This window comes from Pseudomonas sp. L-22-4S-12 (genome assembly GCF_009799935.1).
Lineage (GTDB): Bacteria > Pseudomonadota > Gammaproteobacteria > Pseudomonadales > Pseudomonadaceae > Aquipseudomonas.
In genome coordinates this window covers 107,198-129,763 of the sequence record NZ_WELL01000002.1, presented here as the reverse complement: position 1 = coordinate 129,763, position 22,566 = coordinate 107,198, and the positions used below count along the sequence as shown (strand labels likewise).

At 66.5% G+C, this 22,566-nt stretch carries 22 protein-coding genes and 3 pseudogenes; 11 read left to right on the top strand and 14 right to left on the bottom strand.

What is annotated here, in order from left to right:
* Positions 1 to 21: 21 nt before the first annotated feature.
* The 4 genes from F3I16_RS07145 to F3I16_RS07130 form a co-directional block, all read right to left on the bottom strand.
* A complete protein-coding gene (locus tag F3I16_RS07145; RefSeq protein ID WP_160493034.1) occupies positions 22 to 1,101 on the bottom strand; it encodes an ABC transporter ATP-binding protein in 1,080 nt (359 codons plus the stop codon).
* On the bottom strand, positions 1,091 to 1,903 hold the full coding sequence (locus tag F3I16_RS07140) for an ABC transporter permease (protein ID WP_160493033.1): 813 nt from the start codon (positions 1,901 to 1,903) through the stop codon (positions 1,091 to 1,093). Before F3I16_RS07140 ends, F3I16_RS07145 begins: the two co-directional genes overlap by 11 nt.
* Entirely contained in the window at positions 1,896 to 2,759 is an 864-nt protein-coding gene (locus F3I16_RS07135) for an ABC transporter permease (protein WP_160493032.1), read from the bottom strand. The genes F3I16_RS07140 and F3I16_RS07135 overlap by 8 nt, the downstream gene beginning before the upstream one ends.
* A gap of 95 nt (positions 2,760 to 2,854) precedes the next feature.
* Positions 2,855 to 3,907, bottom strand: coding sequence for a spermidine/putrescine ABC transporter substrate-binding protein (locus tag F3I16_RS07130; protein ID WP_160493031.1), 1,053 nt, complete (start codon positions 3,905 to 3,907; stop codon positions 2,855 to 2,857).
* Between the two features lie 189 nt (positions 3,908 to 4,096).
* Between F3I16_RS07130 and F3I16_RS07125 the strand changes: the two genes are divergently transcribed.
* From F3I16_RS07125 to F3I16_RS07105, 5 genes are all read left to right on the top strand, one after another.
* Positions 4,097 to 5,011 carry a GntR family transcriptional regulator gene (locus tag F3I16_RS07125; protein ID WP_160493030.1) on the top strand — a complete coding sequence of 305 codons (915 nt, stop codon included), beginning with the start codon at positions 4,097 to 4,099 and terminating at the stop codon, positions 5,009 to 5,011.
* A 115-nt stretch (positions 5,012 to 5,126) separates the two neighbouring features.
* Positions 5,127 to 6,410 carry a glycosyltransferase gene (locus F3I16_RS07120; protein WP_160493029.1) on the top strand — a complete coding sequence of 428 codons (1,284 nt, stop codon included), beginning with the start codon at positions 5,127 to 5,129 and terminating at the stop codon, positions 6,408 to 6,410.
* 19 nt (positions 6,411 to 6,429) lie between these two features.
* Positions 6,430 to 7,824: an FAD-binding oxidoreductase gene (locus F3I16_RS07115; RefSeq protein WP_160493028.1), complete on the top strand. Its 1,395-nt coding sequence runs from the start codon at positions 6,430 to 6,432 to the stop codon at positions 7,822 to 7,824.
* Positions 7,825 to 7,855: 31 nt separating this feature from the next.
* A complete protein-coding gene (locus F3I16_RS07110; RefSeq protein WP_160493399.1) occupies positions 7,856 to 8,209 on the top strand; it encodes a cupin domain-containing protein in 354 nt (117 codons plus the stop codon).
* A 169-nt stretch (positions 8,210 to 8,378) separates the two neighbouring features.
* Positions 8,379 to 9,056, top strand: coding sequence for a carbohydrate-binding family 9-like protein (locus F3I16_RS07105; RefSeq protein WP_160493027.1), 678 nt, complete (start codon positions 8,379 to 8,381; stop codon positions 9,054 to 9,056).
* Positions 9,057 to 9,250: 194 nt separating this feature from the next.
* Here F3I16_RS07105 and F3I16_RS07100 read toward each other — a convergent pair whose 3' ends face one another.
* Genes F3I16_RS07100 through F3I16_RS07085 form a run of 4 tightly spaced genes read right to left on the bottom strand, consistent with a single transcriptional unit; the run spans position 9,251 to position 11,545 of the window.
* Positions 9,251 to 9,784 carry a DUF2937 family protein gene (locus F3I16_RS07100; RefSeq protein WP_160493026.1) on the bottom strand — a complete coding sequence of 178 codons (534 nt, stop codon included), beginning with the start codon at positions 9,782 to 9,784 and terminating at the stop codon, positions 9,251 to 9,253.
* Between the two features lie 4 nt (positions 9,785 to 9,788).
* Positions 9,789 to 10,568, bottom strand: coding sequence for a class II glutamine amidotransferase (locus tag F3I16_RS07095; RefSeq protein WP_160493025.1), 780 nt, complete (start codon positions 10,566 to 10,568; stop codon positions 9,789 to 9,791).
* A gap of 12 nt (positions 10,569 to 10,580) precedes the next feature.
* A complete protein-coding gene (locus F3I16_RS07090; RefSeq protein WP_160493024.1) occupies positions 10,581 to 11,018 on the bottom strand; it encodes an HIT family protein in 438 nt (145 codons plus the stop codon).
* Between the two features lie 47 nt (positions 11,019 to 11,065).
* Positions 11,066 to 11,545 carry an MFS transporter gene (locus F3I16_RS07085; protein WP_160493023.1) on the bottom strand — a complete coding sequence of 160 codons (480 nt, stop codon included), beginning with the start codon at positions 11,543 to 11,545 and terminating at the stop codon, positions 11,066 to 11,068.
* Positions 11,546 to 11,649: 104 nt separating this feature from the next.
* Here F3I16_RS07085 and F3I16_RS07080 point away from each other — a divergent pair, with 104 nt between their 5' ends.
* A complete protein-coding gene (locus F3I16_RS07080; protein ID WP_160493022.1) occupies positions 11,650 to 13,686 on the top strand; it encodes a S9 family peptidase in 2,037 nt (678 codons plus the stop codon).
* 3 nt (positions 13,687 to 13,689) lie between these two features.
* On the opposite strand, the gene F3I16_RS07075 is transcribed toward F3I16_RS07080, so the two are convergent.
* Positions 13,690 to 13,980, bottom strand: a complete 291-nt coding sequence (locus F3I16_RS07075; RefSeq protein WP_160493021.1) for a hypothetical protein — start codon at positions 13,978 to 13,980, stop codon at positions 13,690 to 13,692.
* A 122-nt stretch (positions 13,981 to 14,102) separates the two neighbouring features.
* On the opposite strand from F3I16_RS07075, the pseudogene F3I16_RS07070 reads away from it, so the two are divergent.
* Together F3I16_RS07070 and F3I16_RS07065 are read left to right on the top strand one after the other, a co-directional pair.
* Positions 14,103 to 14,402, top strand: a pseudogene (locus tag F3I16_RS07070) (YajD family HNH nuclease); the annotation flags it as partial.
* Between the two features lie 144 nt (positions 14,403 to 14,546).
* Positions 14,547 to 15,017: an RNA methyltransferase gene (locus F3I16_RS07065; protein ID WP_160493020.1), complete on the top strand. Its 471-nt coding sequence runs from the start codon at positions 14,547 to 14,549 to the stop codon at positions 15,015 to 15,017.
* A 216-nt stretch (positions 15,018 to 15,233) separates the two neighbouring features.
* On the opposite strand, the gene F3I16_RS07060 is transcribed toward F3I16_RS07065, so the two are convergent.
* Both F3I16_RS07060 and F3I16_RS07055 read right to left on the bottom strand, forming a co-directional pair.
* A complete protein-coding gene (locus tag F3I16_RS07060; RefSeq protein ID WP_160493019.1) occupies positions 15,234 to 16,457 on the bottom strand; it encodes a hypothetical protein in 1,224 nt (407 codons plus the stop codon).
* Between the two features lie 58 nt (positions 16,458 to 16,515).
* Positions 16,516 to 16,965, bottom strand: a complete 450-nt coding sequence (locus tag F3I16_RS07055) for a YcgN family cysteine cluster protein (RefSeq protein ID WP_160493018.1) — start codon at positions 16,963 to 16,965, stop codon at positions 16,516 to 16,518.
* Positions 16,966 to 17,207: 242 nt separating this feature from the next.
* On the opposite strand from F3I16_RS07055, the pseudogene F3I16_RS21340 reads away from it, so the two are divergent.
* Positions 17,208 to 17,714, top strand: a pseudogene (locus F3I16_RS21340) (Tar ligand binding domain-containing protein); the annotation flags it as partial.
* Between the two features lie 579 nt (positions 17,715 to 18,293).
* A pseudogene (locus F3I16_RS21335) lies at positions 18,294 to 18,830 on the top strand (methyl-accepting chemotaxis protein); the annotation flags it as partial.
* 91 nt (positions 18,831 to 18,921) lie between these two features.
* On the opposite strand, the gene F3I16_RS07045 reads toward F3I16_RS21335, so the two are convergent.
* The 3 genes from F3I16_RS07045 to rnd are packed head-to-tail and all read right to left on the bottom strand — an operon-like array spanning position 18,922 to position 21,264.
* Positions 18,922 to 19,851 carry a D-2-hydroxyacid dehydrogenase gene (locus F3I16_RS07045; RefSeq protein WP_160493016.1) on the bottom strand — a complete coding sequence of 310 codons (930 nt, stop codon included), beginning with the start codon at positions 19,849 to 19,851 and terminating at the stop codon, positions 18,922 to 18,924.
* Positions 19,851 to 20,144, bottom strand: a complete 294-nt coding sequence (locus F3I16_RS07040) for a YcgL domain-containing protein (protein WP_160490063.1) — start codon at positions 20,142 to 20,144, stop codon at positions 19,851 to 19,853. Before F3I16_RS07040 ends, F3I16_RS07045 begins: the two co-directional genes overlap by 1 nt.
* 1 nt (position 20,145) lies before the next feature.
* The gene (rnd, locus tag F3I16_RS07035) at positions 20,146 to 21,264 is read right to left on the bottom strand and encodes a ribonuclease D (RefSeq protein WP_160493015.1); all 1,119 of its coding nucleotides are present in this window, start codon (positions 21,262 to 21,264) and stop codon (positions 20,146 to 20,148) included.
* A gap of 168 nt (positions 21,265 to 21,432) precedes the next feature.
* On the opposite strand from rnd, the gene F3I16_RS07030 reads away from it, so the two are divergent.
* Complete coding sequence (locus tag F3I16_RS07030) at positions 21,433 to 22,494, top strand: SMP-30/gluconolactonase/LRE family protein (RefSeq protein ID WP_160493014.1); 1,062 nt, start codon at positions 21,433 to 21,435, stop codon at positions 22,492 to 22,494.
* Positions 22,495 to 22,566: the final 72 nt, after the last annotated feature.

The following is a 22,566-nucleotide window of genomic DNA, read 5'->3' as shown; positions in this document are numbered from 1 at the left end:
TCCCGATGTTGTTGTTCTGATTCAGCAAGCCAGCACGCGCGCGTGCTGGGCATTCCAGCCCAGGCGGATCGGCATGCCGGTGGTGAAGGTGGTGAAGTCGTGCTGCGCGGACGGCACCCGCACGATCAGCGGCTTGCTGGAGACCGGCGTATGCACGTGCAGGTTGGTGTCCAGGCCGTGGTAGGCGACCTCGACCACCCGGCCGTCGACCTCGTTGTCGCAGCGCGGCGACTCGCCGCCGAGCACCAGCAGGCGCTCCGGGCGCAGGGCCAGGGCGACGTTGCCGCTGACCACCGCCGCAGTCGGCTCGATCTTCAGCAAGCGCCCGCCGGCATCGACCTGATCGCCGGCGATGCGCTGGCCTTCGATCAGGTTGCTGACGCCGATGAAGTCGGCGACGAAGCGGTTGCGCGGGTTCTCGTAGATGTCGTTGGGGCTACCGCACTGGCTGACTTCGCCGTCCTTGAGCACGGCCATGCGGTCGGCCATGACCAGCGCCTCTTCCTGGTCGTGGGTAACCACGATGAAGGTGATGCCGCTCTCGTGCTGCAGGCGCTTGAGTTCCAGCTGCATCTTGCCGCGCAGCTTCTTGTCCAGCGCGCCCAGCGGTTCGTCCAGCAGCAGCACCCGTGGGCGCTTGATCAGTGCCCGGGCCAGGGCCACGCGCTGGCGCTGGCCGCCGGACAGCTGGTCCGGGCGGCGGCGGGCGAAGTCGCGCAACTGCGCGGTCTCCAGCATGGCGTCGACCCGTTGGGCGATCTCGTCCCTGGGCAGGCGCTCCATCTCCAGGCCGTAGGCGATGTTGTCCTGCACCGTCATGTTGGGGAACAGCGCATAGGACTGGAACATCAGGTTGAGCGGGCGCTGGTTGGCCGGCATCGGCGAGATATCGCGGCCATCCAGGTAGATATGGCCTGCAGTCGGCGTCTCGAAGCCGGCGAGCATGCGCAACAAGGTGCTCTTGCCGCAGCCGGAGGGCCCGAGCAAGGCGAAGAACTCGTTCTCGCGGATGCTCAAGCTGACGTCTTTGACGGCCATGCCCTGACCGTAGGACTTGCTGATCTTGTCCAGGACCAGCACCGGGGCGTTGTTAGTCTTCATGCTTGCTGTGCACCTTGTTGAGCCGCTGGGAAGCGAACAGCGCGGTGAAGCTGACCAGCATCACCAGGGTCGCCAACGCGTTGATTTCGGGGGTGACGCCGAAGCGGATCATCGAGTAGACCTGCATCGGCAAGGTGGTCGAGGAGCTGCCAGAACCGGAGTTGAAGAAGGCGATGATGAATTCGTCCACCGACAGGGTGAACGCCAGCAAGCCGCCGGCCAGCACGCCGGGGAAGATGCTCGGCAGCAGCACCCGGCGCAGGGTGGTCGGCCAGCTGGCGCCCAGGTCGATGGAGGCCTCGAGGATCGAATAGTCGAAGTGCTTGAGGCGAGTGCGCACCACCGCGCAGACGAAGGCGATGTTGAACACCACGTGGCTCAAGATGATCGAGTGCAGGCCCAGGCTCATCTGCAGCAGGTTGAAGAAGCTCAGCAGGGCGATGGCCAGGACGATGTCCGGGATGATCATCGGCGCCATCAGCAGGGTGTCGGCCAGGTTGCCGGTCTTCGCCGCATTGCCGCTGGCGTGGCTGCGCATCTCCACGCCGAGCGCCAGCAGGGTGCCGAGCACGCAGGCCAGGCTGGTGGAGATCAAAGCGACGATCAGGGTGTTCAGCGCCGCATGCTGGATCGCCTGGTTGGCGAACAGCGCGCCGTACCATTTGAGCGACGCGCCGCCCCAGGCGGTGGGCAGGCCGCTGGCGTTGAACGACAGCAGGATCAGCACCAGGATCGGTACATAAAGGAAGGCGTACACCAGCCACAGATGGCTGCCCAGCAGCACAGCGGATGCATTACGCATGGCGAGCCCCCTGGGCGCGGCGCGCCAGCATGGCCTGGATAAACAGCAACAGCAGCATGATGGCGATCAGGAAGAAGCTCAGCGCCGAGCCGAACGGCCAGTCGCGGGCGGTGAGGAACTGCGCATAGATCAGGTTGCCGACCATCAGCACCTGCTTGCCACCGAGCAGATCGGCGGTGATGAAGTTGCCGATGCTGAGGACGAAGACGAACACCGCGCCGGCGGCGACGCCGGGCACGCTGAGCGGCAGGATGATGCGGCGGAAGGTGGTCCAGCCGGAGGCACCGAGGTCGCTGGAGGCTTCCCACAGCTCGCCGTTGATCCGCGACAGCGAGGCGAAGATCGCCAGGATGACGAAGGGGATGTAGTTGTAGACCAACCCCAGGATCACCGCCGACTCGGTATAGAGAATGTTCAGCAGGTCGCCGTACAGGCCCATGGGTTCGAGCAGGCCGGCGATTAGGCCCTTGCGGTTGAGCAGGACGATCCAGGCGTAGGTGCGGATCAGGTAGTTGCTCCAGAACGGCAGCATCACTAGGAACAGGTACACCGCCTGGCGCTGGCGCGGCGCGCGGGCAATGGCGTAGGCCGCCGGGTAGCCGATCAGCACGGCATACAGGGTGGCCAGGCCGGCGATCTTCGCCGAGCGCAGGAGAATCTCCAGGTACAGCGGGTCGAGCGCACGATGGTAGTTGTCCCAGGTGAAGACGTAGTCGATGCCACCGTAGGCGCCGCGTTCGAGAAAGCTGTAGACCAGTACCAGCAGGCACGGCAGCAGCAGAAACAGGACCAGCCAGCCCAGCGCGGGCAGCAACAGCCAGGCCGACAGGCGCCTGTCAGCGTGCAAAACACTCATGCGTAGTTCCCCCAACCCCAAGCCAGTGGGGTGGTATGCAGTGGGTTCGGGTAACGGGGCGACGAACGCCGCCCCGTGGTCGGAGCCTTACCGGCTTATTGGGCGGCCATGATTTCAGTGACCGCGCGGGTATAGGCCTTCTGCGTGGAGCCGCCGACGTCACGCAGCAGCTCCTGCCTGACCAGCTCCGCCGGTGGCGTAGTGAGGTTCGGGTACTGGTTCAGCAGTTCCTTGTCCAGCCCCTCCATGGCCGCCTGGTTGGGCACCTTGTAGAGGATGTTCTCGGCGACCCAGGCGTGGTTTTCCTTGGCCAGCATGAAGTTGACGAACTGGTAGGCCGCGTCGAGGTTTTGCGAGTTCTTCAGCACCACCATGGTGTCGACCCACAGGTCGGAACCTTCCTTGGGCACCATGAACTTGATGTCCGCATTGGCCTGGGTGCCGTAGTTGCACCAGCCGTCCCAGGCGTGGGCCATCAGCGTCTCGCCGGAGGCCAGCTTGGAGTAGAAGGTGGTGTCGTCGAAGGAAAGGATGCGCTTCTTGGTCTCGATCAGTTGGTCGCGCACGGCCTTGATGTGCTCCGGCTGCGACTCGTTGACCGTCCAGCCGTTGGCCAGGAAGCCGGCGCCGAGCAGCCAGCGATCGGTGGCCAGCAGGGTGACCTTGCCCTTCACCGCATCGCTCGGTTTGAGCAAGTCATTCCAGCTCTGCGGCGCCTGGCTGAGCTTGTCGGCGCGGTAGCAGATGCCGGTAGTACCCCAGGTGTAGGGCACGGAGTAGTGGTTGCCGGCGTCGTACGCCAGGGCCTTGGCCTCGGGGTAGAGGTTCTTCAGGTTGGGCACCTTGGCCGGATCGATAGCGGCCAGCAGCCCCTGCTGCTGCAGGACTTCGGCGAAGGGTGAGGAGACGAACAGCACGTCATAGCCTGCGCCACCGGAAGCCATGACCTTGCCCATGATTTCTTCGTTGGTGGCATGCAGCGACTTGTCCGCCTCGATGCCGGTGGCTTTATGGAATTTCTCCAGGACATCCGGAGCCATGTAGCCGTCCCAGATGGAGATCACCATATCCTTGGCACTGGCCAATGGCGCAGCCATGGCAACGGATAGGGAAAGACTTGCGCACAACAGGGTTGTAGTTTTTTTCATGAGGCACACCTAGCGAACGATTGATTGTTGTTTTTTCGAAGGCAGCTGAAGCGGTGTTGCGTGTCTTTTTTTTCGAATAAATACCACATGAAACACCAAGTCAACAATTTTCTGTTTGTTGTTGGGGGTTCGCCGCTGTGGCATAAGGTGATTCACGCGCCGCAACCGCCCATTTAGAGAGCAAACGGATTGAGCACTACCCGCGAAAAGAAACCCCGCACCAACCACCTGGAGCTGGCCCGCCGCATCATCGAGCACGCCCAGGAAAACGGCATGGAAGCCGGCGACGCCCTCTCCGAACAGCAACTGGCCCGCACCTTCCAGGTGTCGCGCACCCTGATCCGCGCCGGCCTCAACCTACTGCTCGAACAGCAGCTGGCCGAGCACCAGGCCGGCCGCGGCTATTACCTGAGCGCAGACCCGGCCAACCAGGCACTCAGCCCGGCACTACCGCAAGCCGCAGAAGAGCAAATGGCCGCCTCGGTACTGCGCGACCGCATGGCCGGCCGCCTGGGCAACAGCATCAACGCCAGCGAGATCATGCGCCGCTACGACATCGGCCGACCGGCCGCACAGAAGGTGCTGAGCCAGCTGACCGAAGACCAGGTACTGGAGCGCGGCCCCGGCCAGTCCTGGCTGTTCCGCCCACTACTGAACAACCTCAGCGCCCTCGAAGACAGCCTGCGCTATCGCATGCTGCTGGAGCCCGAAGCCCTGCTTTCGCCAGACTTCGAAGCCGACCGCCAGCGCCTGTCGCTATTGCGCAGCGGCACGCAAAACCTGCTCAACCAACCCATCGAAGCCTTCGACATCGAGCAGTTCCGCGAGCTGGACATCAGTTTCCACGAGCTGATCGCACAGAGCTGCGGCAACCGCTTCATCTGCGACGCCCTGCTCCACCACCAGCGCTTGCGGCGCCTGCCCAACCTACTGCCGATGGTCAGCGTGCACCGCCTGCAGGAAGCCCTGCGCGAGCACCTGCGCATCATCGAGGCGATCGAGCGCGGCCAGATGGAAATCGCCGCCGACCTGATGCGCCTGCACCTGCGCCTGTCCGCCGCACAGCGCCCACAGACCGCCAACCGCGGCATTCCCCGGGCCTGATTTACGCCCGGTACTAATTTATTCAAAAAAACAGTGTATTTTTTTATCAAAAAATACATGATCTAAAAACACCAGCCAGACCGGGGCCACCCCCTGGTCACGGAAACGACCCGCCATGCCCAAAGAAAAACTGATCGCCCTGTTCCCCGAAGCCAGCTTCGGCGCCGCGCTGAACTGCATCGGCATCGCCCAGGCGCTACGCGAGCAGGGTGCACGCCCGGTATTCATCTGCCACGAGCACTTCCAGGGCCTGTTCGCCGAATACGGTTTCGCCGAGTACCCGATCCTGGTCGGCAGCGCGCTCTCCGCCGAGGAACACCAGCATTACTGGGAGCGCTTTATCGAGCGCAGCATCCCCTACTTCGACCAGACTCCGCTGGAGCAGATCGACAGCTACGTGGTGCCGGCCTGGGAAGCCATCATCGATACCGCCATCGAGGCGGAGAAACCCCTGCAGCAGCTGTTGGCCCGGCTCAAGCCGGACGCCATCGTGCTGGACAACGTGGTGATGTTCCCGGCCATCGCCAAGGCCGGCTGCCCCTGGGTGCGGGTGATATCCTGCGCCGAGACGGAGCTGCCCGACACCGCCGCGCCGCCCTACCTGTCCGGCGCCAGCGCCAGCGACCCGCAAGCCTGCGCTCAGTACTGGCAGCACTACGTCAAAGCCGTTGCCCCGGCCCACGAGCGCTTTTCCCGCTTTCTGGAAAGCTGCGGGCACAAGCCCTGCGCCCCAGGCCTGTTCCTCGAAGAATCGCCCTGGCTCAACCTGCTGCTGTCGCCAACGCCGGTGCGCTACGCCCGCCAGCGGCCACTCGACCCGGCGCGCTTCGTCTACCTGGATGGCTGCGTGCGCCGCGAGGCGCCGTACGTGGCGCCGCAGTTCCCGCGCAACAATGACGCACCACTGATCTACCTCAGCTTCGGCAGCCTCGGCGCCGCCGACGTCGGCATGATGAAGCGCCTGATCGACGCAGCGGCCGGCCTGCCCTATCGCTTCCTGATCAACGTCGGCGCCTACCGCGAGCAGTACGACAGCGTGCCGGACAACGTCTACCTGGACAGCTGGTTCCCGCAGCCGGCGGTGCTGCGCGAATGCCAGCTGTTTATCCACCACGGTGGTAACAACAGCTTCTGCGAGGCCCTGTACTTCGGCCTGCCGTCACTGATCATCCCCTACTGCTGGGACGGCCACGACAATGCCCGGCGCGCCGAGGAAGTCGGCGTCGGCCGCTATCTGCCGCGCTTCGCAGATCCGGTTGCAGCACTGCCCGCCGCCATCGCCCAACTGCTCGGCGACAGCGCCATGCGGCAGCGCCTGCACCAGGCCAGCGCACAGATGCAGGCCTCGCGCGGCACCGAAGTGGCCGCCCGGGCGATTCTCCAGCTACCCAGTCCCTAACCCACCAGCGAGCCACCCCATGAGCGATCGCGCCCTGCACAGCCTTGAGCAAGCCATTCCCCTGCCTTACTGGCTGGACGCCGAGGGCCCCGCACCTGGCTTCAGCCGCCAGGTGGGTGAGCTGCACTGCGAGCTGGCGATAGTCGGCGGCGGCTTCTGCGGGCTGTGGACGGCCTTGCTGGCGCGCCAGCGTCATCCGCAGGCGCGCATCGTGCTGGTCGAGGCGCAAGCCTGCGGTGGCGCGGCCAGCGGGCGCAACGGCGGCTTCTGTGCGCCGAGCATTTCCCACGGCGTGTCCAACACCCTGAAACGCTGGCCCGCCGAAGCCGAAACCCTGATCCGCCTGGGCCGGCAGAACCTCGACGAGCTGGAGCAGGATGTGCAACGTCTGGGTCTGGCCGCGGAGTTCCAGCGCCAGGGCAAGCTGAGCGTGGCCAGCAGCCCCTGGCAGGTCGAGGGACTGCGCAGCCTGGAGGAGAAATACCGGCGCCTCGGCATCGCCTGCGAGTACCTGGAAGGCAGCGCACTGAAGGAACGCTTCGACTCACCGCTGTACGGCGCCGGCCTATTCGAAAGCAACTACGCCCTGCTCAACCCGGCCAAGATGGCCCGGGAACTGCGCCGCGCCTGCCTGCAGCAGGGCATCGAGATCTACGAGCACAGTCCGGTGCGGGCCCTGCAGCAACACCCCGGCCACCTGCTGCTGAAGACCGACTACGGCAGCATCCAGGCCGAACGGGTAGCACTAGCCACCAACGTGTTCACCGACCTGCTGCCGCGGCACAAGTCCGCGATCATCCCGATCTACGACTACGCGCTGACCACCGAGCCGCTGAGCGACGAGCAACTGCGCAGCATCGCCTGGCGCGGCCACTACGGCATCGCCGATTCCGGCAACCAGTTCCACTACCTGCGCAAGACCGCCGACCAGCGCATCCTGTGGGGGGGCTACGACGCCGTGTACCCCTTCGCCAGCCGCCTGGACGAAGGCCTGACCCAGCGCCCGCAGACCTTCGTGCGCCTCGCCGAGCAGTTCCAGCAGACCTTCCCGCAGCTCGCCGATGTGCGTTTCAGCCATGCCTGGGGTGGCATCATCGACTCCTCGGCGCGCACCACCATGTTCACCGGCAGCCATGCCGGCGGACGCATCGCCTATGCCCTGGGCTTCACCGGCCAGGGCGTGTCCGCCAGCCGCTTCGCCGCCGCCACAGTGCTCGACCTGCTGGATGGCCAGCACACCGAACGCACCGCGCTGCGCATGCTCAATCGCACGCCGGTGCCCTTCCCGCCCGAGCCGCTGCGCTACGCCAGCATCAGCCTGGCGCAACGCGGCCTGGCCGAGGAAGACCGCAGCGGCCGGCGCAACCTGCTGCTGAAGACCCTGGACGCCTTCGGCGTCGGCTTCGATTCCTGAATCACAACAATAAGGAAATCCCGTGTCCAAGATGCCCGCCCACGTCACCGATTTCGCCGCCAGCCCGGTTGAGGCCCTGGTCCGCGACATCAGCGATCCCGCCATCGTCGAGGCTCCCTACCGCAGCCACACCTGGCACCACTTCAGCAACCCCGGCAAGCACTTCACCGCAGGCGTCTGGGAGGCCGGTAGCCACAAGGAATATTGCGACTGCGACTACGACGAGCTGTGCCACATCCTCGAAGGCCAGGTGCGCCTGACCGACGCCGACGGCAGCAGCCGCGAGTTCGGCCCCGGCAGCACCTTCGTGGTGGCGGCCGGCTTCAAGGGCACCTGGGAAAACCTCAGCCGGGTGCGCAAGGTCTACGTGATCCAGGGTGCCTGAGAACCTGTTTACGATCTTCTGAATTAGAGCCATACAAGGCAAAAGTGGCCGAAAAAGCGCAGTTTACGAGGTGTAAATGAGCATTTTGAGGCCACTTTTAACGCGGTATGGCCGCGAGTCAGGAGATCGTAAACAGGTTCTGAGCGTGCCCACGGCAGGAATCCCACCGATGGAATACCGCGTCAATCGCCTCACCGAACCGCTGGCCCTGAGTGCCGACTGGTCGGCCCCGGCCTGGCAGGCCGCCGAGATCATCCGCATCGAGCAGTTCCGTCCGGAGAGCAGCGCGCACCGCCCGCTCACCGAGGCCCGCCTGCTGTACAGCGCTGCCGGCATCCACGGCATCTTCCGCGCCCAGGACCGTTACGTGCGCTGCGTTCACACGAGTTTCCAGGACCTGGTATGCAAGGACAGCTGCGTCGAGGTGTACTTCCAGCCCAAGGTCGGGCACGCCGAGAACAACGGCTACCTGAACCTGGAAATGAGCGGCAACGGCACCCTGCTCAGCTACTACATCACCGATGCCGAGCGGGCGCCCGGAGGCTTCAAGGAATTCGTCAAACTGACGCCCGAACAGGGTCGCCAGGTGGCCATCCGCTCTACTCTGCCCGCCGTGGTGGAACCGGAGCTAAGCGGGCCGACCGAATGGTGCCTGCAGTTCTTCCTGCCCTTCGCGCTGCTGGAAGCCTACGTCGGCCCGCTGGGCGCGCTGTCCGGGCAGGCCTGGCGCTGCAACCTGTTCAAGTGCGCCGACGAGACCTCGCACCCGCACTGGGCCTCTTGGCGGCCGGTGCCGGAGCTCAACTTCCACATGCCGGAGACCTTCGGCGTGATCCGCCTCGCCTGAAGTGCTAGCACCCGAGCCCCCCCCCGGCACGCTGGACAAACAGTTCGGCACTGCCGGTCGCGATCAGGCTGTGGCCGGGACCCTGCACCGACTTGCGGATTTAACTATCGCAGTAGGGTGCGCCGCGCGCACCACAGACCACGCACGCACAGGTCTCTGGTGCGTATGCACCCTACGGAAGATCCGGAGAGGGTCTAGCGCCAGTGGCGCTGCTCGTGGGCGATGATCTTGTGCTTGCGGCCGAAGCCCAGGGTCCAGCCGGCGCCGAGCACCAGCAGCTCCACCAGCCAGGCCAGCAGCAACCCGCAGCCCAGGCCCCAGGCAATCGCCTGCGGCGCCAGCAGCACCTGGTAGCTGTAGGCCTCGACGGTTTCGTCCAGCAGCTCGCGGTTCGCCGCACTGGCCAGGTGCCAGGCCTGGGCGTACCAGGGCCCCTGCATGGCCAGCCACTCGCCTTCGAGCAGTTCGGCGCGGCGCACCAGGTGCTCGACACTCTGCGCGTCGCTGCGCATCACCTCGTCGGTGCTGGCCTTGTAGTGGGCGACCAGGGCGTTGAGATCGCCGTTGAAGAAGCGCGCCGCGGTCTCGCGGAAACCGCTCAGGCTTTCCTCGGATTCGGCGCGGTGCGCGGCCACGCGCTTGCCGTAGTCGTCGATGAAGCCCGGCACCTGCACCCCGACCAGCAGGCCGAGACCGAACAGCACCAGACGCAGATAACCCCGAAACATCGCCCTACTCCCCCATCTGCCCGTGGGCCACGCGCTCACCGCGCCGCCACAGGCTCCATTCGCCCGGCTGGAACAGGTTCCAGCGCTCGTTATCGGTCAGCGGTTCGGTGGCAATCACCGTGACCACATCGTTTGGCGTGGTTTCCGCCTGGAAATCCACCAGCACTTCGGCATCCTTCAGCCGCGCCGGGCCGAACGGCGCGCGGCGGGTGATCTGCGCCAGCTTGGTCGAGCAGAAGGCGAACAACCAGTCGCCATTGCTCAGCAGGCAGTTGAACACGCCATGCCGACGGTAATGCTGGGCCGCCTGGATCAGTACCGGCAGCAGCGCCTCGACCGGCACCGGTTCGGGAAAGGCGGCGCGCACGCGGTTGAGCAGGTCGCAGAAGGCCGCCTCGCTGTCGGTGTCACCCACCGGCCGGTAGAAGCTGGTCGTGGGGGCGAAAGCGGCCAGTTGGCCGTTGTGCGCGAAACACCAGTTGCGCCCCCACAGCTCGCGCACGAAGGGGTGGGTGTTGGCCAGCGCGACCTGGCCGACGTTGGCCTGGCGGATATGGCCGATCACCGTTTCGCTCTTGATCGGGTAGCGCTGCACCAGGCGCGCGACTTCCGACTCGACGCTGGCGGCCGGATCCTGGAACAGGCGCAGGCCGCGCCCCTCGTAGAAGGCGATGCCCCAGCCGTCGCGGTGCGGGCCGGTGCCGCCACCGCGCTGCATCAGCCCGGTGAAGCTGAAGACGATGTCGGTGGGGACGTTGGCACTCATGCCGAGCAGTTCACACATGCTTGCTAGCTCTCATTGCAGGGCGCAGCGCAGCCGCTGCGCTTGCTGTTGCAACCGCGCCTCGATGCGCTTGCGGCCCAGCGGCAGGAAGCGGGTAAGGATGCGCCAGCATAGCGCCGGCAGGTCGCCTGTGCGGCGCGGAATCAGGTGCAGATGCAGGTGCGGTACGTGCTGATTGGCTACCGGGCCGTCGTTGATCAGGAAGTTGATCCCCAGCACGCGCGGATCGCTGCGATAGAGCGCTTGGCCCACCCGGTCGGCCAGGGCCAGCAGGGCCTCGCGGGCAACCGGCGGCAGGTCGGCGAGCAGCGGTGCATGGCCCTTGGCGACTATCAGCAGATGGGCCGGGCGCAACGGGAAGATATCCAGCAGCGCCAGGAAGTGTTCGTCCTCATGGACGATGTGGGCCGGCAGTTGGCCGTCGACGATGGCGCAGAACACGCAGTTCATCGGCACTCCTTGTCTCTTGCCACTTGCGGGCCTTGGCGGGGCAGGCCTTACAGGCGCGGTTCGATGCGCAGGCGGCGGTCGCCGTTGGCATCCAGGCGGGTATCGCCGTGCATGCCCTCGTCGCGGGCCATCATCTCGCGCAGGGTCGGCTCGTCTTCCGCCGCCATGCCGGGCGCCGGCGCACGCCGCGCGTTCCACCAGCGCTCGATCGGCCAGCGCAGGGCGGCGAAGGCCAGCCACACGCCGAAGGCGATCAGCCCGTACATGGCCAGATCGGCCACCGCGCGCCAGGCGTTGTTGCCGACCTTGAGCAGCAGGTCCATGGCGGTGATGGCGATGGCCGGGGCGAACAGCTCGCGGGCCGGGTCGACCGGGGTCGGCGTCAGCAGCAGCACGGCCACCAGCAGACGCAGCGGCTCGCGCAGCCAGCGCCAGATCCAGCCGGTCATCTGGAACCAGACCAGCAGGCAGCCGAGTGCGGAAACGGCGTAAATGGCCCAGGCAAGCAGATAGTCTTGTTCAGTCATGCGGGTTGATGGCTTGGCCGGCAAAGGGGCGCTTATGATAACGGCTTTTAAGCGCCCCGGCGCCCCTGCCGTCACCGGCGTCCCCAAGCCACCCTGGAAGCCCCATGCCCAACGCCCCGATTGCCCGTCGCGAAGCCGCTGCCGACCCCTACCACTGGCTGGAGGAACGTGATGCCGCCGAGGTGCTCGACTACCTCAAGGCGGAGAACGCCTACCTGGAGGCCGAACTGGCCGAACAGGCGCCGCTGCGCGAGGCGCTGTTCGAGGAGATCAAGGGCCGCATCCGCGAGACCGACCTGTCGCTACCGACGCCCTGGGGCCCCTGGCTGTACTACCAGCGCACCACCGCCGGCGACGAATACCCGCGCCACTACCGCTGCCCGTTGCCGGCCGACGGCAGCCTGACGGTGGACGAGAGCGCCGAACAGCTGCTGCTCGACCCCAACGCGCTGGCTGGCGACGGCTACCTGGCGCTGGGCGCCTTCAGCACCAGCCCGGACCACAATCTGCTCGGCTACAGCCTGGATACCGCCGGCGACGAGGTCTACCAGCTGTTCGTCAAGGACTTGCGCAGCGGCGCCATCAGCGCCCTGCCCTTCGAAGACTGCGACGGCAGCCTGACCTGGGCCAACGACAGCCAGACCCTGTTCTTCGCCACCCTCGACGACTGCCATCGTCCGCACCGACTGCACCGTCACCGCCTGGGTGAGGCCAGCGCCGAACTGGTGTTCGAGGAAAGCGACGGGCGCTTCTTCCTCAGCTGCTACCGCGCCAGTTCCGAGCGCCAGCTGGTGCTGCTGCTCGGCAGCAAGACCACCAGCGAAAGCTGGGTGCTGGATGCCGACACCCCGCAGGGTGAGTTCGCCTGCCTGGCGCCGCGTGAGGAAGGCCATGAGTACTATGTGGATCACGGCCAGCTGGACGGCGCCTGGGCCTGGCTGATCCGCAGCAACCAGAGCGGCATCAACTTCGCCCTGTTCCAGGCCAACGAGCAACACCCTAGCCGCGCGCACTGGCAGCAGCTGATCGGCCACGACCCCCAGCGCATGCTCGAAGGCGTCAGCCTGAATGCCGGCGCCTTCATCCTCAGCCTGCGCCAGGGCGGCCTGCCGATCATCGAAGTGCACCCGCAGGGCGCCGCGCCCTACCCGGTGCAGCTGCCGGATGCCGCCTACAGCCTGCATGTGCAGGACAGCCTGGAGTTCACCAGCCCGGTGATCCGCCTGCGCTACGAGGCGCTGGGCCGCCCGGCGCAGATCCGTCAGCTGGACCTGCGCAGCGCCGAACAGAAGGTGCTCAAGCAGACCCCGGTGGAAGGCCCGTTCGATGCCGACGCTTATGAAAGCCGCCGACTGTGGGCCAGCGCTGCCGACGGCAGCCAGGTGCCGATCAGCCTGGTGGCGCGCCGCGAGGTGCTCGCCGCAGGCCCCCCCGCACCGCTCTACCTTTACGGCTACGGCGCCTACGGCGAATGCCTCGACCCCTGGTTCTCCCACGCCCGCCTGTCCCTGCTGGAACGCGGCTTCGTCTTCGCCATCGCCCATGTGCGCGGCGGCGGCGAGCTGGGCGAGGCCTGGTACCGCGCCGGCAAGCTGGAACATAAAGCCAATACGTTCGGCGACTTTATCGCCTGCGCCGAGCACCTGATCGACGCCGGCCTGACCTCGCCTGCGCAGCTGGCCATCAGCGGCGGCAGTGCCGGTGGCCTGCTGATCGGCGCGGTGCTCAACCAGCGTCCCGACTTGTTCGCCGCGGCCATTGCCGAAGTGCCCTTCGTCGACGTGCTCAACACCATGCAGAACCCCGACCTGCCGCTGACCGTCACCGAGTACGACGAATGGGGCGATCCCAGCCAGCCCGAGGTGTTCGAGCGGATCAAGGGCTACGCGCCCTACGAGAACGTGCGCGCCCAGGCCTACCCGGCGCTGCTCGCCGTGGCCGGCTACAACGACAGCCGCGTGCAGTACTGGGAAGCCGCCAAGTGGGTGGCCAAGCTGCGCGCCACCCGCACCGACAACCACCTGCTGCTACTGAAGACCGACCTCGGCGCCGGCCATGGCGGCATGAGCGGGCGCTACCAGGGGCTCAAGGACGTGGCGCTGGAATATGCCTTCCTGCTCAAGGTGCTGGGGCGCGTCTGAGGCTCAGCGTTGCCCGGCCGGCTTGGCCGGCGCGGGGCTGGACGTGCGCGGCTGCTCCAGCTGCGGCAGGGGCCGGTCCCTGGGCACCGGCCGCGGCTGACTCAACGGCCTGTGCTGGGCCGGGCTGTTGAGCAGGGGTGGATGGCGCTGACTGCTACCCAGGGGGCGAGCCTGCGGCTGACCATAGGGTTGCGGCGTGGCCGTACCCGGCGAGCCCGGCGGCGGCCCGGCCACGCCGAGGGTGGAAACGAGGAGCAACGGCAGGATCAGGCTAACGCAGGGAAAAAGTCGCATCGGGGGCTCCAGCTGCGCGGACTTTGGCTTTATTCTGGCAGCATCGGAACCACCGCGTTCGTCACCCGACCACAGGTCCTGCCATGAGCACCAATCCCAGCTACACCCTGTCGGCCAAGGCCGAAGCAGACTACCGGCAGAAAGCCCTGAAGATGTACCCGCACGTGTGCGGCCGCTGTGCCCGCGAGTTCAGCGGCAAGCGCCTGAGCGAGCTGACCGTGCACCACCGCGACCACAACCACGACAACAACCCGGCCGATGGCTCCAACTGGGAACTGCTGTGCCTGTTCTGTCATGACAACGAGCACTCGCGCTACACCGACCAGCAGTACTTCGCCGAAGGCTCCACCGCCAGCCCCCAGGCGGCGAAGACCACCTACAAGGCCTTCGGCGACCTGGCCAGCCTGCTGAAGAAGGACTAGCGGTCTTCGTGAGAGCGGCTTCAGCCGCGATGCTCTCAAACCAGACTGCATCGCGGCTAAAGCCGCTCCTACAAAAGGACTAGCGGGCGGGCGCGGGCGAAGCGGCAGCCGTATAATCGCGTCTTTTTTTGCGCGAGCTTCCCCGTGGCCAACAAACGTTACAGCTGCATCGGCCTGTTCAATCCCAAGTCACCGGAAAACGTCGGCTCGATCATGCGCGCCGCCGGCTGCTATGGCGTCAGCTCGGTGTTCTACACCGGCACCCGCTATGACCGCGCCAAGGACTTCGTCACCGACACCAAGAAGGTCCACCAGGACATTCCGCTGATCAATATCGACGACCTGCGCCGCATCGTGCCGCTGGGCTGCACGCCGGTGGCGGTGGAGCTGGTGGAAGGCGCCCGCGCCCTGCCCGACTACACCCACCCGGACCGCGCGCTGTACATCTTCGGCCCGGAAGACGGCTCGCTGGACAAGGCAATCCGCGACTGGTGCGGCGACGAGGTGGTGTACATCCCCACCCAGGGCTGCATGAACCTGGCGGCCACGGTCAACGTGGTGCTCTACGACCGCCTGGCCAAGGGCAACAACACCCGCTCGGGGCCGTTGTTCTAGCGGCGGCTCAAGACTTTGCTCCGACTCGCTCCGGGGCGCCGCAAAGGTGGACAGGCAAAGCGTTATCCAGCGGCAGGGAAGCCTGCGCAGGCTTTTCCAGCCATGGGCCCAGGCACGCAGGGCCTTCCGTAGGAGCGGCTTCAGCCGCGAACAGGCCCGGCACCGAGTTGCCTGCGTTCGCGGCTGAAGCCGCTCCTACGGCACACGCGGTAGGGCTCAGCGCAGCAACGGGCTGTCCAGCACATCCGACGCGCGGCCCATGACGTTCTCGCTGATCTCGATCAGGCCCTTGGTGCTGGCCTTGTCCAGGCGCATCAGGCCACGGGTGACATCGTCCAGCGAGCGCTGGTTGTTGGTGTGCTTGCGGATTTCCCGGTCCAGCTCCTGCAGCAGCAGCACCGCACGGGCGGTAACCGCCCCGTTGGACTCCTCGGTGCGCAGGCTCTCGACCGGCTTGCTCCAGCCGATCAGCTTCTTGCGGATCGCCTGGTAGCGGTCCTCGCTCATGCCGCCGGCGCGGCGCATCAGTTCGATGGCGTAGTACTCGGCCAGGCCTTCGCTGATCCAGTCGCTCCGGTCGGTGTCGCGGATGCGGCTGAACACGTGGACCAGCTCGTGCACCAGGGAGCTGGTGCCGTTTTCGCTGATCAGCGGGCGGTCGCTGTGCATGAACAGCGAGTTGGGCGCCGACAGGCCGCCGCGCCACATCGGGTCGCCGGCGCCGACGATCAGCAGCTTGGCCGGGTCGCGCGGGAACACCGCTTGGGCTTCCGGCCAGACGAAGGTCAGCAGGGTGAGGATATCCATCCGCCGCATGCCCTCGCCCACTGGCGCGGCCACGGTCACCTCGGTGTCGCCGAGCCGGGCACGACGGCTGCCGATCTTGCCGGCGAGAATCCAGCCGGTGGGACGGTCCAGCTTGCGCGTCGGGTTATTGATGCGAAAGCGGTTCTCGCCGATGCGCGGCCAGCCGGTCTCCACGCCCTTCCAGCCGTTGGGCAGCTCGAACTGCAGGCGCGAGACCAGCTCGATCGAGTCATCCTTGATCAGGTGCGCGCTGGGCACCAGATCATCGCCACGCAGCAGGGCCCAGTCCGGCGTCATCCGCGCATCGAAACTACCGGACTGGCGCGGGTGGCTGATGCGCACCTTGTAGCTGAGTTTGCTCTGGCCCTTGCCCGGCTGCCAGACACCTTTCTCGGCGCCGTCCAGCTGCCAGCTGCCATCGGCCTGGAAGTCGCTGTAGTAGCCCTTGTCGCCCAGATCAAAAGTCAGGCTGCGCACCAGGTCGCTGTCTTCCAGGATCAGGCTGACCTCGGCCTGGTCGCTCTCGGGCAGGAAGCGCACCTGGTAGTCCAGGTCGACTTTCTTCGCCGCCCAGAGCGGTGCACTCAGGCTCAGCAGGAGGGCGGCGGACAGCAGTTTGAGACGGGCGGGCATTGTGCAGGCTCCATGCGTGAATAGGTGTAGACCTAGGACCAGCCTTGGCGCGAATCGCTCAACCGGCGCGGAAAATCAGATGGTCCTCCCAGTCGTCCTCGGCCACGCTGTTCTCGCTGAGCATGCGGCCGGACTGGGAAATGCGTTCGTGGTGCACCGCGTCGGGGTCGCCACAGACCAGATGGTGCCAGAGTGGCAGGTCCTTGCCCTCGCTGACCAGGCGGTAGGCGCAGGTCGGCGGCAGCCACTGGAACTGGTCGGCCTGCGCCGGGGTGAGCTGGATGCAGTCCGGCACCTGGGCGCGGCGCTTGGCGTAGTCGGTGCAGCGGCAGGTCTTCAGGTCCAGCAGCTTGCAGGCGATGCGCGTGTAGTAGACGCTGCCGTCGTCCTCGTCCTCGAGTTTCTGCAGGCAGCACAGGCCGCAGCCGTCGCACAGCGACTCCCACTCGTCCTGGTCGAGCTGGGCGAGGGTCTTGCGTTTCCAGAAGGGTTCGACTTTGGCGGCCATGACTCGGACTGCTGGGCGGAAAAGGCCGGCAGTCTAGCCCTTGTGCGAGGGCGGGCCAAGCGCCGGCGACTGGTGGTTAGCGGATCGCGCGGGCGATGATAGCCCGCGCTTATCCGCCCGTGACTTTGCTGACCAAGCATGCAGTTTTTTACTGAAATCGGGCAGATCTGGTCTAGGCTGGATACAACGCTGGCCTATTGCCACGGCGCAACGGAAGCCGCCTTTCGTCAAGGAAGATAATAATGAAAAGCTGGAAGATCAGAACCCATCTACTGCTGCTGGTTGTCGTCCTGTTATCCGGCCTGCTGCTGGTCGGCCTGCTCGGCGTGCATGGCCTCAAGACTACCGTGCGCGGCCTGGAAACCGTCTACCTCGACCGCGTGGTACCGCTGCGCGATCTCAAGCTGATCGCCGACCTGTATGCGGTGAACATCGTCGACGCCACCCACAAGGCGCGCAGCGGAGCCCTCACGCCAGCGGCGGCGCAGCAACTGATCGAACAGGCCGAGCAGCGCATCGAGGACACCTGGCAGGCCTACCTGGCGACCCAGCTGATCGCCGAGGAAAGCCGCCTGATCGAAGCGATCAAGCCACTGATGGCCGCCGCCAACCAACCGCTCGGCGAGCTGCAGCACATGCTGCGGCAGAACGACCTGAACGCGGTCGGACAATTCGCCGACAACCGCCTCTACCCACTGATCGATCCCCTCTCGGCCAGGTTCTCCGAGCTGATCGAGGTGCAACTGCTCGAAGCCAGGCGCCAGTTCGAGCAGGGCCAGGGCGCCTATGCCAGCAATCTGCAGCTGAGCGTGGCGGTGCTGCTGCTCGCCCTGCTCTTCGGTGCGGCCCAGGCCCTGTACTTCGCCCGCCTGCTCAAACGCCAGCTGGGTGCCGAACCGGGCGAGCTGGAAGCCATCAGCGCACGCATCGCCCAGGGCCAGCTGGCCACGCAAACCAACCTGGAACAGGCCAGCACCGGGGTGATGAAGTCGGTACAGAGCATGCACCATGGCCTGCGCGACATGATCGGCAATATCGGCGAGGCTTCCGAGCAGATCGAATGCGCCTCCCTGCAACTGGCCACCTCCTCCGAGCAGGTGCTCAACAGCGCCAATATCCAGAGCGATACCGCCTCGGCCATCGCCGCCACCATGGAAGAAATGGCGGTGAGCATCAGCCAGATCGCCGAGAATGCCCAGCAGACCCGCGACATGGCGCAGAAGGCCGGCAGCCTGAGTGACGACGGCCTGCTGGTGACCGCCGCGGCCATCGCGGAAATGCGTGGCATCGCCGAACTGGTGACGCAGAGCGCGGCGGATATCGAACACCTGGCCGATCAGTCGGCCAACATCAGCGCCATAGTCGACGTGATCAAGGGCATCGCCGAGCAGACCAACCTGCTCGCCCTGAATGCCGCCATCGAGGCGGCACGGGCCGGCGAGCAGGGCCGCGGCTTCGCCGTGGTGGCCGACGAAGTGCGCGGCCTGGCCAGCCGCACGGCGCAGTCGACCACCGAGATCGTCGGCCTGGTCGACTCAATCCAGAGCGGCATGCACAAGGCCAAGAGCAGCATGAGCGCCGGGCGCGAGCGGCTCAGCAGCGGCACGCAGCTGGTGGAACAGGCTGGCACGGCGATGCAGGACATCCGCACGGCGTTGGGCGAGTCGCTGCAGGCGGTCAATGTGATCTCCCTGTCCCTGCAGGAGCAGCGCGCCGCCAGCGAGCAGGTGGCGATGAACGTGGAGCGGGTGGCGCAGATAGTCGAGGAGAACTCGGCGGCCCAGGGCGGCATAGTCCAGGCCATCCAGGGCCTGCAAGCCATGTCCGGGCGCCTGCAGGGAATGCTGCAGCGTTTCAGTTTCTAAGAACCCGCCTATACACAGGCTCTAGGCAGCAGCACACACACCGGCCCCGCTGTGCACGGCGCACGGCAGAGCCGGGATCTGCTGCTGACGGTCAGTAGCCGCGGGCGAAATCCACCCGGCCGCGCAGCTCCTGCCCGGCCTGCCAGCGGCGCAGGTTGTCGAGGAACAGCTCGACCATGGCCGCCGGCTCGGTCGGTGCCGAACTGTGCCCGGTGAGCAGCAGACGCGGCGCCTCCCAGAACGGATGGCCCGGCGGCAGCGGCTCCTGGCGGCACACATCGAGCACCACGCCGCCGAGCAGGCCGCCGTGCAGGGCCGCCAGCAGGTCGGCGTCGACCACTGCCACGCCGCGCCCGGCATTGATGAACAAGGCCTGCGCCGGCATCCGCGCAAACAGCGCGGCATCGTAGATATCGCGGGTCGCCGGGGTGTCCGGCAGCAGGTTGATCAGCACCTCGGCCCAGGCCACCTGCTCGCCCAGCGCGGCCAGGCCGTGCACCTCGGCGAACGGCGCGATGGCCCGCGGCGCATGGGCGATGCCGTGCAGCTCGACGCCGAACGGTTCGAGGAAACGCGCCACCGCACAACCGATATCGCCGGCGCCGACGATCAGCACCTTCATCCCGCGCAGGCTCGCCGGCGGCAAGGCATCCCAGCGCTGCTCCACCTGGCTGACCAGGCGCGCCAGCAGGCGCCGGCGATGGGCCAGCAGGTAGGTCAGCACGTACTCGGCCATGACCTGGCCGAAGATGCCGACCGCGCGGGTCAGCGCATAGTCGCGCGGCAGCCCGGCCGCCAGCAGCGGCGTGATGCCGGCCCAGGTCGACTGCAGCCACTGCGGCCGGTGGCCCTGACGCAGCAGGGGCGCCAGCTGGTCCGGCTGGCCCAGCCAGACCGGGCAGCTGGCGGCCTGGCGCGCCAGCTCCTGCTCATCGCCACACACCAGCAGCAGCTGCGGTGCGGCGGCGTGCAGCAGCTCGGCGTAGCGCGCGGCGCCCTGTTCGGCGAGGAGTATCCGCATCAGACCGGGTCGTTGCGGCGCAGCAGCTCTTCCGGCAGGTGCTGGATGTAGTCCTCTTCCGGCGGCGGCATCTGCAGGTGGTAGCCCTGGGTCTCGAGGTTTTCCAGAACCTTGTGGATGTCCTCGCGGGCCAGCGGCTTGTCCGGCGACAGCACCAGACTGAACGCCAGCTGCGGCGGGCCGAAGGCGGCCAGCAGGCCTTCCGGCACGCGCTTGAGCTCATCGGCCTTGAGCACGTAGAGGTACATCTCATTCTTGCGCGGACTGCGGTAGATCGAACAGATTTTCTTCATATCAGGCTTCCAGGGCGGCCAGCAGGGCCTCGCCCATCAGTTCACGGCGCCAGCCCTTGAGGTTGTCCGGCAGCTGGTAGGGGCCGTCCGGGTAACCGCTTTTCAGCAAGGCTTCGAGGGATTTCTTGCGCAACATCAGTTCCGGGGCAATCTGCAGGCGCTCGGCCTCGCGCTGGCCGACCGCGCGCAGCTTCTTCAGCAGCGCGGTGGACTCCAGCGGCAGCGGCGCCGGCAGCGCCTCGGGCCATTCGGCCGGCGCCAGGCTGCCGGCCTGCTTGATCAGGGCGAGCAGGGTTTCGCCATCCTGGCGTACGGTCTTGGGGTGCATGTCTTCGATGCGCGCCAGGGCCACCAGGTTGTCCGGCTGGGTCTTGGCCAGCGGCCACAGCGAATGCTCGCGGATGATGCGGTTGCGCGGCTGGTTGCGCGCCCGTGCCTGGCGCTCACGCCAGGCACACAGGGCGCGCATCACCGCCAGTTGCTGGGGCGACAGTTTCCAGGCCAGCTTGGCCTCGCGGTACAGCTGCTCCGGGTCGGTTTCGCGGCGCAGGTTGGCGATCAGCTCGGCGCCGTCTTCCAGCACCCAGGCCAGCTTGTCGGCGCTCAGCCTGGGCTGCAGCACGCGGTAGACCTCGGCCAGGTGCTGGGCATCCTCGGCGGCGTAGCTGATCTGGGTCGGCGACAGCGGGCGCTGCAGCCAGTCGGAGCGGGTCTCGCCCTTGGGCAGTTCGATGCCGAGCACCTCCTGCACCAGGCGCGAATAGCCCATGGAGAAGCCCAGGTTGAGGTAGCCGGCGGCCAGCTGGGTATCGAACAGCGGGCTGGGCAGGCTGCCGGTCAGGCGCAGGAACACCTCCAGATCTTCGCTGCAGGCGTGCAGCACCTTGACCAGGGCTGGGTCTTCGAGCAAGGCGGCGAAGGGCGACCAGTCGCCGATGCTCAGCGGGTCGATGAGGAAGGCGCGCTCGCCATCGCCCACCTGCAGCAGGCCGGCGATCGGGTAGAAGGTGTCGACCCGCATGAACTCGGTGTCGAGGGCAACGAACGGCAGACGCCGCCAGTCGGCGCAGTGACGGGCCAGGCTGGCGTCGTCGAGGATCCACTGAATATCGATAGCCACGCGGCACTCCTTGGGCAATGTCGCGCAGTATATATGCCCGGCACGCGGGCCGGGCATTTGCCAGCACCGAACGCCTGGCTTATATCCCGATATTCCAGCACCTCGGCGCGGCCCTATCGGCGCAGTGAAACGTTACACTGCCGCCACCTCACCACAGGGAAGAACAAGATGAAGAAACTCCTAAGCCTGCTGGCCCTAGCGATCGCTGGCGCGGCCGGCTACCTGGCCCTCACCCCCAGCCCGATCGACCCGCTGGCCTGGCAACCGCCGCTGGCGCCGCTGATGACCGGTGCACTGGAGCCCAACGACAGCCTGATGAAGGCCGAGCTGCTGGCCCAGGGCCAGATCCACGGCCCGGAAGACACCGCCGTGGACGCCCAGGGCCGCGTCCATGCCGGCCTGCATGACGGGCGCATCGTGCGCATCGCCGCGGACGGCAAGCTCGATGTGCTCACCGCCACCGGCGGCCGCCCGCTGGGCATGGACTTCGACGCCCAGGGCAACCTGATCGTCGCCGACGCCTACAAGGGCCTGCTGCGCATCAGCCCCACCGGGCAGACCGAAGTGCTCGCAACCGAAGCCGACGGCGTGCCGTTTACCTTCACCGACGACCTCGACATCGCCAGCGACGGGCGCATCTACTTCAGCGATGCTTCCAGCAAGTTCCAGCAGCCGGACTACCTGCTCGACCTGCTCGAAGGCCGCCCCTACGGCCGCCTGCTGCGCTACGACCCGGCCACCGGCAAGACCGAGACCCTGCTCAAGGACCTTTACTTCGCCAACGGCGTGACGCTGTCGCAGAACGAGGACTTCGTGCTGGTCAACGAGACCTACCGCTACCGCATCACCCGCTACTGGCTGAAAGGCGACAAGGCCGGCAGCCACGACGTGTTCATCGACAACCTGCCGGGCATGCCGGACAACCTGCAGGGCGACCGCGCCGGCACCTTCTGGGTGGCCCTGCCGACCCCGCGCAAGGCCGACGCCGACTTCCTGCAGAACCAGCCCTGGCTCAAGGCCCAGCTGGCCAAGCTGCCGCGCTCCATGTGGCCCAAGCCGCAGGACTACGGCCTGGTCATCGCGCTCAACGAGCAGGGGCAGATCGTGCAGAGCCTGCACGACACCAGCGGCACCCACCTGCGCATGGTCACCTCGGTCAAGCCGGTGGGCAATTACCTCTACTTCGGCAGCCTGAACAACGACCGCATCGGCAAGCTGCAGTACCGCTGAGCCCGACCCGCAACAGGGCGACAACGCCGCGCCCTGTTCCTATGCTGATTACCGTCCCGCATCCGCCAACGG